Genomic DNA, 11,272 nt, shown 5'->3' with positions numbered 1-11,272 from the left:
GGACCGGGGGTGGCGGGGTGCCCGCTAGACGATCTCCACGGGGAGCTGGGTGGTGCCCAGGATGAAGTTGGAGCGCAGCCTGCGCGGCGTCCCGGCCGCCCTGAAGCGGAGTCCCGGGGCGACCAACCGGTCGAGGAGCAGGCCGAGTTCGGACTCCGCGACGGGGGCGCCGACGCAGCGGTGGATGCCGGCCCCGTAGCTCAGGTGGCGGTTGGGGGTGCGGGCGACGTCGAAGCGGTGTGCGTCGGGGAACTGGTCCTCGTCGCGGTTGGCCGAGACGTTCCACAGGGTGACCGAGTCGCCCTTGCGGATGGCCACACCGTCGCGCTCCACGTCGCACAGCGCGACCCGTTGCACATAGGCGTTGGTGGAGCCCCAGCGGAGCATCTCCTCCACCGCCGTGCCGGCCAGCGCGGGGTCGGACCGTACCCTGTCGTACTGGTCGGGGTGGTCGAGCAGGGCCTGGAGGCCCGAGCAGGCGGTGTACGAGGACGTCTCGTTGCCGCCCACCGCCACGTTCATGCAGTTGTAGAAGACCTCCTCCTCGGACAGCGGCCGGCCGTTGATCTCCGCGTTGAGGAGCACGCTGACGAGGTCGTCGCCCGGGTCGGCGCGCCTGCGGTCCACGAGGTCGGCGAAGAACTCGAAGATCTCCGCCTGGAGCCAGGCGAGCCGCATCCGCGCCTCACCGCCGGTGTCGACGAAGGTCTCGTCCTGGAAGCCCACCATGCGGCGGGTCAGGCCGATCAGCTCGTGCGCCTGTCCGTGGCCGATCCCCATGATCTCCATGAGGGCCCCGGCGGGCAGCTCGGTGGCGATGTCGGTGGCGAAGTCGCAGCCGCCCGCCGCGGCGGCGCGGTCGAACGCGTCGGCGAGCAGCGCCCTCACCCGCGCGCCGACCCGCTTCACCACGGGCGCGGAGAGCGCCGGGTGGATCTGCTGTTTGAGGAGCCGGTGGCGCGGCAGGTCGGAGGCGACGAGCATCCGGCCCCCCGCGGTGTCGTCCCTGCTGCGGAACGAGCCGCCGAGTACGGCCCCGCGCGCCGAGCCGAACACCGCGTGCTCGCGGTAGGCCCACAGCACGTCGGCGTACCGGGTCAGGGCCCAGAAGTGGTTGCCGTCGGCGCCCTCGTTCCAGAAGACGGGCTCGTTCGCCCGCAGTCGGGTGAAGACCTCGGTGTGCGCACCGCTGACGAACAGCCCGATGTCGGTGAGGTCGGTCCGGGCGGTCCCGGCGGCGTGTGCGGTGGCCGGTGCGGGCCCGGCCGTCCGGGTGGTCACTGGAAGTCCACCTCACCGTTGGCCGCGTCGATCTCGGCGGCGAGGGCGGAGAGCACCGGGTTGGCGAGCACCGTGCGGTACTCAAGTGCCACCCCGAGGTCGCGCTTGACCCTGCTCTGCATCCGCAGGGCGAGCAGGGAGTGGCCGCCGAGCTGGAAGAAGTCGTCGTTGCCGCCGATGTTCTCGGCGCCGAGGAGCGACTCCCACACGCCCGCCAGATGGCGTTCGGTCTCGGTGGCGGGGGCGGTGTGGCCGCGCTGCCGTTCGCGGTGCTTGTCGAGCAGTTCCCGAAGCTGCCCCAGGTCGCGCTTGCCGTGGTCGCTCGCCGGGATCTCGGGCAGGGTGACGAAGTGGCCGGGCACCATGAAGTCGGGCAGTTCCGCCTCGGCGTGGGCGCGCAGCTCCTTCAGCGGGAGCGGGCCGTCGAGGACGACGAAGGCCACCAGATGCCGGTCGGAGCCCTCGCCCGAGGGCAGCACCACGGCCTCGTGGACCTGGCGGTGGCGGCGCAGCCCGCGCTCCACCTCGCCGGGCTCGACGCGGTAGCCGCGGATCTTGACCTGGGCGTCGGCGCGGCCCCGGAACTCCAGGGTCCCGTCGGGGCGTTCGCGGCCCAGGTCGCCGGTGCGGTACAGCTTCGCCGGTTCCTGCGCGAACGGGTCGGGCACGAAGGACTCGTCGGTCAGGCCGGGCGCGTCGAGGTAGCCGCGGGCGACGCCGGGGCCGCCCACGTACAGCTCCCCGGTCTCGCCGGGGGCGACCGGCCTGCGGTCGGCGTCGAGCACATGGACCCGGACGCCGTGGAGCGGGCGTCCGATGGGCACGGCGTCGAGCCCGGCCTCGGCGTCCGTCACCCGCTGCGCGGTGCAGGCGGTGGTGATCTCGGCGGGGCCGTAGAGGTTGTACAGCTCGCCCTCGAACTTCCCCGCCAGCAGGTCGCGGCAGGCCGACGGCAGGAGTACGTCGCCGCCTGCCTGGAGGATGCGCAGGGCGGCGAAGGCGTCGCGGTCCTCCCGTACGACATGGTTGACGACCATGGTCGGCACGAGCAGGGCCGTGATGCGGCGGCGCTTCATCTCGCGTTGGAAGTCCGCCGCGAGCAGGTCGGGAACGGGCGGCAGCACGGCCACCTCGGCGCCGTGCGCGAGCGTCGTCCACATCTCGAAGTGGAAGGCGTCGAAGGAGAGGCTGGAGATCTGGCCCGTCCGGTCCTCGGGCAGTACTCGGGGCAGGTCCGGGTTGGTGGCGAAGGACACGATGTTGCGGTGCTCAAGGACGATGGCCTTGGGCGTCCCGGACGAGCCCGAGGTGAACAGCACGCTCGCGGCGCCGCCCTGCCTCGCGTGGTCCACCGGCTCGGGGCGCGCCCCCGTTACCGGTTCGCTGCGGAACGGCAGGACGGCGGGGCCGAGCCCGGCCAGCCGCTCCCGCCACTCGGGCCTGGCGACCACGAGCCGCACACCGCCGCGGGTGAGCATCAGGTCCCGGCGGGCGTCGGGGTAGCGGGGATCGACGGCGACGTAGGCGGCCCCCGCCTTGAGGATGCCGAGGATGGCGACGAAGACGTCGACGGAGCGCTCCAGCCAGAGCCCGACGTGGTCGTCGGCGGTGACGCCGTGCGCGCGCAGGGTGTGCGCGAACGCGTCGGAGCGCAGGTCGAGTTCCGCGTACGTCAGGGCCCGCCGGTCGTCACGGACGGCGGGCCGGTCGGCGAAGCGGGCGACGGCGGCGGTGAAGAGGCCGGTCAAGGTCCCGGCGCCGGCGGGCTGTTGGGCAGGGGGAGTCAAGGCGGTATCTCCTAGGAGTTCGGGGGCGGGTGGCCCCGGCCTTACGGGACGGGCACTCAGGGGCCGCGACATGTCGTCGCGGTCGGCCGCCCGCGTCGCCGCCTTGAGGGCGGCGGGGCCCCGGCGGGGACGCGGCGTGGAGTCCTTTGCCGTCCCCGTCGGATGAATCGGAATTCCCGGTACGGAAAGCATTGCCCGGGGCTCCACCGGCCGACAACACACCGGTACTGACCACATGTGCGCGGGCAACTTGGAGTCACCGCGGCGCGGGCGTCACGCGGCCCGCGTCGGCCCGGGCGCGGGCGCCGCCGTCCGCAGCACCCCCTGGGACACCAGGGCGGCCTTGGTCCGCGCCACGTAGTCGGCGCCGAACAGGCCGTGGCGCCGGCAGGCCGCGGTGACCACGTCCTGAAGCTCGGGCCCCGGCCGTGCGGCGAACCGGGCGCAGAGCGCCGGATCGAGCAGGACCAGCGGTCCGATCAGCCCGGCGACCCCCGGTGTGGCGGTCAGCAGGTCCTCCCAGCCCTGGTAGACGTCCACGCCGTCGACGGCGCGCAGCAGCGACCGTGTCACCCCGGGGGCCCGGCCGGACTCCTTCACCCCGACGACGGTGGGCAGCGAGCACACCGCGACCAGGGTCCCGAGCGCCAGTTCGACACCGCTGACGACGCTCTCGTTGTAGAGGTACACGGGGAGGTCGAGAGCCGCGGCGACGCGGGCGTACGCGCGGTACACCTCGCGTTGGCGGCGCCCCTGCGACCAGGGCGGCCCCACGAAGACCCCCGCGGCGCCGTGCCGCGCGGCCCAGCGGCCACGTGCCACGACCTCCGCGGGCTCCGCGCACTGGATGCCGGTGATCACGGGCAGGCCCTCCGCCGCGTCCAGCGCCGCGAGGTTGACGGTGCGCCAGCTCTCCCTGTCCAGCCGTACGCCCTCGCCGCAACTGATGGTGGGCACCACGGCCCTGGCGTACGGGCGTACCCGCCGCACCAGCGCCCGCACACACGCCGGGGAGACCCGTCCCGCGGCGTCGAACGGTGTGACCAGCGGCGCCATGACACCGCCGGGACGCCCCTCAGCCATGGCGGCCGACCACTTTCCGCAGCAGGCGCATGGACTGGGCGAACTCCTCGGGGTCGCGGGCGAGCGCCACCCTCATCCACCGTTCGCCACGTTCGGGGCGGCTCCAGAAGAAGTAGGTGCCGGGCAGCACGTGTACGTCGGCGTCGGCGAGTTCCCGCTGCAACTCGGTCGCCGTGGGCGCACGGTCGTCCAGTTCGAACCAGGCGACGCTGACCGGGACCGCGGGCTCCTGGTGACGCAGGACGGTGCCCTTGGTGAGTTCACGGGCCAGTTCCCGGTTGGCGGACAGGACGTCGGCCACGGAGGCGAAGCCGTCCGCGAGGGAGTCCTCGACGTAGTGGGTGAGCACGTTGAGGGTGAAGGGCGACACGTTCAGCAGCACGCTCGTATGGATGTTGTAGAGGTGCGGGTAGAGGTCGGCACTGGCCGTGATCAGCGCGCACTTGGCGTCCTGGACGGGCCATGTCTTGCCGGTGTCCTCCATGGCGATGTAGCTGACGCCGGACGCCTCAAGGATCTCGTAGACGTCGGTCCTCCCTCCTGCGGAGTTGAGGGCGAACGCGGCGAAGCAGAGGTCGAGCACGAGCAGCCGGCCGTTGTCGCGGCAGAACCTGACCACCTCCTCGAAGGTTCCGCGCCCCCCGGCCAACAGGCTGTGGCCGGTGGGGTTGTTGGGATCGACGAGGAAGAGGGCCTCGGTGCGCGGCTGCCGCGCGAGCCGGTCGTAGACGGTGTCCGCCGATGCCAGCGCCTCCTCGGGCAGCGGCACCAGTTCGACGTCGAGGTTGACCAGCAGATCGCGCAGGTTGTCGAAGCACGGCTCGATCAGGGAGACCCGTGCCCCCTGCCGCTTGAGGTACATGCCGGCGATGACGGTGGAGACGGAGGCGGCGTACGTCAGCAGCGTGCGGCCGAGGCCCGGTGCGGTGCGCTGGCCGCGGAAGCGGAAGAACGCGTCGAGGAAGCGCCGCTCGAACTCGCCTTGCCTGCCCGCTTCCGACTCGTACCAGAGCCGCGGCAGCGACTCCACGATCCCCCGCTGGCTCGGGGACTGGGCCTGGTGGGTGTGGGCGTCGGCCAAGTTGTACTCCGAGCGCAGGGCCCGTATTTCGTGCTGAGTGAGATCAGCGGCGCTCAGGGACAGGGCGCTGGGGGACATGTTGCTCCTTGGAGGTCGACGGATCGGGTCGGACGGGGCGTACCGGCGCTCGGTCAGACCGGCGCGAGGCAGAGCTGCCGGATCTGACGGGCGATCTGCGCCCCACCGCCGAGAGCGCCCGCCCGGCCTTCCGCCGTGGGCCAGGCGTCCGGGGCCACGGTCACGGCCTCGTCCGCACCGGCCCCGCCGGCCAGGGCCGCGATCGCGCCGCGGACGTGGGACTGCCGTGCCCCGCTCCCCGGCAGGAGCCGCAGCGGCAGCCGGGCGGTCTGGGCGAGGGTCGCCGCCAGCACGGTGGGATCGGCGACCAGCATGTCGGCGCGGCCGAGAATCCGGGGCCAGTCCGCGAGGTCGGCCCTGACGAGGTCGAACTCGCCCAGTTCCGCGGCCCATCGGTCCCAGTCGTCCGCCGCCATGCCGGTCAGCACCGGCACGGGGCCCGGGTTCTGGCCCGCCTCGCGCAGCGCCGAACGCAGTGCCCGCACCGTCCGCTCACGCTCCGGGGCCCCGCCCGTCAACTGGACGGCCGGGCCGCCCCCGCCCGCCGGACGGGGCCGCCGGTGCGGGCCCACGGCGGTGACGGACAGCTCGGTCCCGCCCACCTGCCCGCCCCTGGGGCCGGTCCCCGACAGCCAACTCGGCATCTGCCAGCACACGATGGACGCGGACACACCGGACGTGCCCGGGTCGCCCGGGGCCGCGCCGGCCGGATGCAGATAGACGGTGGGCACACCGGCAGCGGCCAGTTCCGCGCTGCGCCGCGGCTCCCCGATGACGAGGGCGGCCGCCGCGCCGCGGTCGTCGTGGGCCCGCCGGAACTCGGGCAGGTGGGCGGCCGTGAACTCCAGTGCTGCCGCGGCCTCCAGGTCCCCCGCCGGTGCGTGCAGGACGAGCGAGGGCCTGTCGTCGTGCGTGGTCATGGTTCGCTCCTCGGTGCGTGGTCACGCGCCCGGGACATCCCCCGGCGTTCCGGTCTCAGTAGTGCCATGCGGGTACGGACCCCAGCCGTGCCATGTCGTCGCTGTAGCCCGCGGCCGTCGTCGAGCATCCGGAGCACACCCGCGGCCCGTCGGCCCGAAACCGCTCCGCGTGCTTGCGGAACTGGGGGTTGTCGAGGAACACCCGCCCGCGCTCGTCGCGCAGCGGCGCCCCTCCCGGGCCGTCGCCGTCGCGGTGCGGCAGGCAACTGCACCCGAAGGTGCGGCCCTGCTTGGGGTCGAGGTAGACCACGTCGTCGGTGACGTGGCAGAGCGGGAGCGAGGCGCGCGGCGTGACACCCTCGTCGAAGAAGGCGTCCTGCTCCTCGGGGGTGTCGCCGTAGAACCGCTTCCCGAGCGGGACCAGGACCCGTTCCGGATCGGCGGCGTAGACCGGGTCGCACACCCGCAGTACCTCGGCGCGCGCGGGGTAGGTGATGGTGCGTTCGAGCTTGAGCGCCGACAGCTCCCACTGGCCCACCCCGACGTCGGTGAGCACCCGTTGCAGGTCCGGCATCTGCCGGTAGTTGTGCGGCCCCGCGACGGTGTTGACCCGGGTGAGGATGCCGGCCTGCGCTGCCGCGCGCAGGCCCGCCACCCCGCGGTCGAAGCAGCCCGGGGTGCGGCGGTAGACGTCGTGGGTCTCCCCGGACGAGCCGTCCAGGCTGACCACGACCTGCGCGAGCCCGGCGGCGGCCAGCTTGTCGACCATCTGCGGGAGCCGGAAGCCGTTGGTGATCAGCGACATCCGCATGCCCGCCGCGGTGCCCGCCTCGACCAGCTCAAGGACCTGCTGGTGCATCAGCGGCTCGCCGCCGGTGAACCGGACGTAGCCGACCCCGGACTCGGCCGCCTGGGGGAGCAGTTCCTCGAAGTCGTCGACCGTGAAGCGGTAGGTGTCCCGCGAGAGCGCGAACTCGCACATGAAGCAGTCGGCGTTGCACGCCTCCAGGACTCTGATGAACAGATAGCGGCTACGGGCACCACTCATCGTGTCTCTCCTTGGGTCGGGGGTTGCGGGAATCGGGCGGGGGGACGGGGGTCCGCCACCACGAGCACCGTCCGGGCCACCGCGGTGTCCCCGGACCACGGTCCGGCGGCGGCCATGCCCGCGAGCGCCGCCGCCCCCTCGCCCGGCAGCTCGGTGAGGACCACGACCTCCAGGTCGCCGACGCGTACGACCGCCTCGGCCGGCCGCCGCCCGGCGGGCACCGCGGTGGGGCCGGTGCCCGCGCCGTGGGGCCAGGTGAGGAGCAGCGGGCCGCCCCGCTGCCGCGCCAGGGCGGCGTCGAGATCGGCGGCGACCTCCGCCAGGTCCGCGAGGCCGCCCAGATCGAGGACGAGCGGTTCGGCACCGGCCCCCGGTGCCGGGTGCGGGTGCTCAGCCACGGCCCCACCTCCCCTGCCGCAGCCGCTCCTCCAGCAGGTCCCCGACCCGGACACTGGTGCCCGCGGGGAACACCCCGGCCGCTTCGAGCGCCACATGCCGGGCGAGTACGTGGCCCGCGACCAAGCCCGGGTCCGGCGGGCGCCGGGCGTGGGCCAGATAGCCGGCCAGCACGTCGTCGAGCTGTTCGGGGGCGAGCTGCCCGAGATCGCTCTCGGGGCTGGTGGCGCGCGCGTCGCTCCAGTCGAGGACGAGCGCCACCCGCCCGCCGCGTGCGACCAGGTTGGGGGAGCGGAAGTCGCCGTGCCCCGCCACCTCGCGGCTGGTCCGCCAGTCCTCGGCCGCCCGTCCGAGCAGCCCGTCGGCCCAGGACCCCGGGCGGACGCCGACCGCGGCGCGGCCACGCAGCGCGGTGTCGTAACGCGCCCTGCGCCGCGGCAGGTTGTGTGCCTCGCGGGGGAAGAGCCGCCCCGGCACCGCGTGCAGCGCCGCCAGCGTGCCGCCGGCCGCGGCGAGGCCGGCTCTGCTGGTCACCGGCACCCCGGCGACATGCCGGTAGACCACGTAGGGGCGGCCGTTGGGCAGCACACCGCTGCCCAACGCCTCGGGGGCCGGCACCCCGTGGCCGCGGGCCACCTGCCAGCAGCGCAGCTCCTGCGCGGTGTCAAGCGGCCAGGACCGGCCCACGCGCAGCACGAGCCGGGAGCCGACGTAGATCGCGCAGTTGCCGCCGTGCCGCAGGCGCACACCGCGCACGACCGGGTCTCCGCACCGCCGCAGGCCCTGCGCCGCCTGGGCCAGCTCGCCGCCGCTCATCCCTTCAGCAGCTCCGCCGTGGCGGCGCCGATCCGGCGCGCGTCCAGCGGGCTCATCTGGGCTCCGAGCACCAGGGTGCGGTCCCACAGGGAGCGTTCGGCCGCGAGGAGGTGCTCCTCGCGCTCGCCCCACCAGCCCTTGGACGTCATCCAGGGCTTGACCCACGGCATGGCGATCAGGGCGGGGTAGCGCCAGCCGGGGATGCCCTCGGCGACCAGCGCGTCCACCAGCCAGTCGCGGTGGCCCGCCCACTCCTCGTCCAGGATGAGCGCCACGTCGAACCAGGCAGGGGTGCAGTCGAGGCCGGCGGCCGGCCGGGCCGTACGGATACCTGCCGCGTCGAAGACCTCGAAGAGGGCGTCGGCCGTGGCGTTGCGGGTGGCGACCCGCTCGGGAAGCTGCCGCAGCGCGGCGTGGGCCAGGATCGCCTCCATCTCGCCGCCGCGGAAGTTGTACCCGGGGAAGACACCCTCGTAGTTGCCGGACTTGCCGTGGTGCGCGTACGTGCGCATGCGCCAGTCGATGTCCGGGTCGTCGTAGACGTTGAGGCCGCCCTGTCCCGCGGTGACCAGCTTCTTGGTGGAGCCGGCGAAGGAGCCGATGTCGCCGAACGCGCCGACCGGCCTGCCGCGCAGCGTGGCGCCGTGCGCCTGGCCGCCGTCCTCGACCAGGTGCGCCGCGCCCGATGTGCGCCTGATGGCCTCGACGTCGGCGACGTTCCCGAAGAAGTGCGTGATCAGCGCCGTGTGTACGGGGGTCGCCGCGGTCCACTGCGCCACGTCGTCGACGCACTGCAAGGTGTCGGGGTGGGTCGGCAGGAAGACCGGGCGGGCCCTGAGGTGGTAGATCGCGTTGAGGCTGGCCACGAAGCCGGAGTCGCTCAGCGCGACCGGGGTGTCGTCCTCGACGCCGAGGGCGAACAGCGCGGTCTGCAACGCCGCGGTTCCCGACTGGTGGAAGAAGGCGCGGTCGCGGCCGACCAGCGCCGCGAAGTCGGCCTCAAGGCGCTTCGTGTGCGGGCCGCCGCCCCAGTGGACGGTGCGCCGGGTGCGGATCAGCGCGGCCACGTCGTCGGCCGCCTCGGCGACGATCCCCGTCTCCTCCCAGGGGAGTTCACCGAACCGCGGGGTGCCGCCGTTGATCGCCAGGGAACGGTCCTGCTTCAGTTCATCGGGATGCCGCATAGACGTCTGTCTCCATCTCTCGTGCGTCGCCTGGCTGGTGGTGGGTGCGCGCGCTCGCCCCGGCCGCGGAAGGCAGGGCCGGGCGCCCCGGGGTGTTCCCGTTGTTCCGTTCGACGACCGTGTCCACGATGTCGGCGACCTCGGCGGCGCCGTCCGCGGCGCCGGGCCCCAGGAGCGGCGCCATCCTGGCGCCCGGCCGTGCGGACGCCTCGATGGCCGCGCCGAGCCGGGCGGCCAGCCGGTCGCCGTGCGCCGGTGCGCGCCCTGCGGCGTCCGCGATGCGTCCGTACAGGTAGCGGACGGCCTCCGCCTCGCCGTGCGTCCTGCGCTCGTCGAGTACGGCCTCGTCCACCACGTCCGCCGGCCAGCCGACGACGATCCGGGGATCGACCTGGGTGGCCACGTCGGCCGCGTTGAAGATCTGGCTGAGGTTCTGCGGCGGCAGGACGACACACCGCTGGTTGAGCGACGCCGCCTCCAGCAGGGTGGTACGTCCGGGCGAGGTGACGACGAGTTCGGCCGTGCGCAGCTCGTCGAGGAAGCGGCCACGCGGCAGCCGCCCGCCGCGTACGGAGATCCCGGCCACGTCGGCCGCTCGCGGCAGCCGGTCGAGGTCCACGTTGCCGGTGATGACCACGTCCCGGAAGCCCTGGTCACGCAGCGCGGTGAGGGCGCGGGACAGGACGAGGGAGAGGTAGGCGTTGTCGCCGTGGTCGCGCAGCGGCGATTCGAGGCCGCCCAGGTTGAGGACCGCGCGGCCGGGCACCGGCGCCGCGCCCCCGTCGGCGGGCCCGCCCACCACCGGGCCGACCCAGTGCAGCGACCTGATACGGCGCAGCGAGGACCAGCAGGTACGGGGCAGGGCGGGGCAGAGCTGCGCGCAGTAGGCCGCGACGTCCACGGGGAGTTCGTCGTGGTCCGTCCACAGGAACGGGAGGCTGTCCAGGTACACCACCGGCACCCCCACCGACTGGAGCCGGGAGGCGAGTTCGGGGTCGAGCACCACGACGGCCGCGGCGAAGCGGTGGGCCGCGGCCAGTTCGGCGAGGTCGTCGTCGTCCGACGGCACGTCGAGCCAGCCGGTGACCGGGTGCGCGGCCAGCACCGGGCGGCCCAGCGCCGAGGCCAGTCCCGTGAAGCTGATCCGGTCGCCGTGCCGGGCGCGCAGCGCGTCCATCACGGCGGCGATCTTTCCCGTGCTGCCCCAGCCGAACTGCACGCCTGCGATCGCGACGACAGCCTCTTCCCCGGGGGCCGAGGAAAGTGATCCCGTGCGGGTCATGTATCCCCCAATGGGAGGCAGATGTTTACTGCCGGGTCCCTTCGCCATCTCCCGCGAATCGCCCGGCGCGTATTCCGACTGCCTTTGCCGGCAGCCCGTAGAGGTATTCCACACTCCCGCCCTGCGGGTCCACGGGGGGTCACTGGCCACAAGTGGCGGGCACACTTGCTGACACTGCGCGGGCCGCCACGGAAGGGATCGACCTGCCAGAATGCGGATATGTGGAAGGTAGGCCACGGCGCGGGACGGCCGCACCCCGGGCCGGATTCGATTCCATTGACAGCCCGACGACGCCGCTCCTATCGTCACCGCAAGG

10 protein-coding genes are annotated in these 11,272 nt (G+C 73.6%); all 10 read right to left on the bottom strand.

The window, feature by feature from the left end; all coding sequences use genetic code 11:
* Positions 1-24 precede the first annotated feature (24 nt).
* The 10 genes from ACIBIW_RS17695 to ACIBIW_RS17650 all read right to left on the bottom strand — a co-directional run bounded on the left by ACIBIW_RS17695 (position 25) and on the right by ACIBIW_RS17650 (position 10,893).
* A complete protein-coding gene (locus ACIBIW_RS17695; RefSeq protein ID WP_399337033.1) occupies positions 25-1,281 on the bottom strand; it encodes a cytochrome P450 in 1,257 nt (418 codons plus the stop codon).
* On the bottom strand, positions 1,278-3,068 hold the full coding sequence (locus ACIBIW_RS17690) for an amino acid adenylation domain-containing protein (protein ID WP_399337031.1): 1,791 nt from the start codon (positions 3,066-3,068) through the stop codon (positions 1,278-1,280). Before ACIBIW_RS17690 ends, ACIBIW_RS17695 begins: the two co-directional genes overlap by 4 nt.
* A gap of 273 nt (positions 3,069-3,341) precedes the next feature.
* The gene (locus ACIBIW_RS17685; protein WP_399337029.1) at positions 3,342-4,151 is read right to left on the bottom strand and encodes a dihydrodipicolinate synthase family protein; all 810 of its coding nucleotides are present in this window, start codon (positions 4,149-4,151) and stop codon (positions 3,342-3,344) included.
* A complete protein-coding gene (locus ACIBIW_RS17680) occupies positions 4,144-5,310 on the bottom strand; it encodes an aminotransferase class I/II-fold pyridoxal phosphate-dependent enzyme (RefSeq protein ID WP_399337027.1) in 1,167 nt (388 codons plus the stop codon). Before ACIBIW_RS17680 ends, ACIBIW_RS17685 begins: the two co-directional genes overlap by 8 nt.
* Positions 5,311-5,363: 53 nt before the next feature.
* Positions 5,364-6,230, bottom strand: a complete 867-nt coding sequence (locus ACIBIW_RS17675; RefSeq protein ID WP_399337025.1) for a hypothetical protein — start codon at positions 6,228-6,230, stop codon at positions 5,364-5,366.
* Positions 6,231-6,285: 55 nt separating this feature from the next.
* Positions 6,286-7,278 carry a cytosylglucuronate decarboxylase gene (blsE, locus tag ACIBIW_RS17670; RefSeq protein ID WP_399337023.1) on the bottom strand — a complete coding sequence of 331 codons (993 nt, stop codon included), beginning with the start codon at positions 7,276-7,278 and terminating at the stop codon, positions 6,286-6,288.
* Positions 7,275-7,676, bottom strand: coding sequence for a hypothetical protein (locus ACIBIW_RS17665; protein ID WP_399337021.1), 402 nt, complete (start codon positions 7,674-7,676; stop codon positions 7,275-7,277). The genes blsE and ACIBIW_RS17665 overlap by 4 nt, the downstream gene beginning before the upstream one ends.
* Positions 7,669-8,490 (bottom strand): phosphotransferase family protein, encoded by an 822-nt coding sequence (locus ACIBIW_RS17660; protein ID WP_399337019.1) that lies wholly within the window; start codon positions 8,488-8,490, stop codon positions 7,669-7,671. Before ACIBIW_RS17660 ends, ACIBIW_RS17665 begins: the two co-directional genes overlap by 8 nt.
* Positions 8,487-9,674 carry a DegT/DnrJ/EryC1/StrS family aminotransferase gene (locus ACIBIW_RS17655; RefSeq protein WP_399337017.1) on the bottom strand — a complete coding sequence of 396 codons (1,188 nt, stop codon included), beginning with the start codon at positions 9,672-9,674 and terminating at the stop codon, positions 8,487-8,489. The genes ACIBIW_RS17660 and ACIBIW_RS17655 overlap by 4 nt, the downstream gene beginning before the upstream one ends.
* Entirely contained in the window at positions 9,658-10,893 is a 1,236-nt protein-coding gene (locus tag ACIBIW_RS17650) for a hydroxymethylcytosylglucuronate/cytosylglucuronate synthase (protein ID WP_399337015.1), read from the bottom strand. Before ACIBIW_RS17650 ends, ACIBIW_RS17655 begins: the two co-directional genes overlap by 17 nt.
* Between the last annotated feature and the right edge of the window lie 379 nt (positions 10,894-11,272).

The sequence above is a fragment of the Streptomyces sp. NPDC050560 genome (assembly GCF_044457285.1).
Classification (GTDB): Bacteria; Actinomycetota; Actinomycetes; order Streptomycetales; family Streptomycetaceae; genus Streptomyces.
The sequence above is the reverse complement of the archived record's forward strand: the minus strand, read 5'-3'. Positions and strand labels throughout refer to the sequence as shown.

Bases quoted from the DNA above. Each gene is read 5' to 3' on its own strand.
- ACIBIW_RS17685 (WP_399337029.1), bottom strand. From the start codon at position 4,151: ATGGCTGAGGGGCGTCCCGGCGGTGTCATGGCGCCGCTGGTCACACCG.
- ACIBIW_RS17680 (WP_399337027.1), bottom strand. From the start codon at position 5,310: ATGTCCCCCAGCGCCCTGTCCCTGAGCGCCGCTGATCTCACTCAGCAC.
- ACIBIW_RS17675 (WP_399337025.1), bottom strand. From the start codon at position 6,230: ATGACCACGCACGACGACAGGCCCTCGCTCGTCCTGCACGCACCGGCG.
- blsE (WP_399337023.1), bottom strand. From the start codon at position 7,278: ATGAGTGGTGCCCGTAGCCGCTATCTGTTCATCAGAGTCCTGGAGGCG.
- ACIBIW_RS17660 (WP_399337019.1), bottom strand. From the start codon at position 8,490: ATGAGCGGCGGCGAGCTGGCCCAGGCGGCGCAGGGCCTGCGGCGGTGC.
- ACIBIW_RS17655 (WP_399337017.1), bottom strand. From the start codon at position 9,674: ATGCGGCATCCCGATGAACTGAAGCAGGACCGTTCCCTGGCGATCAAC.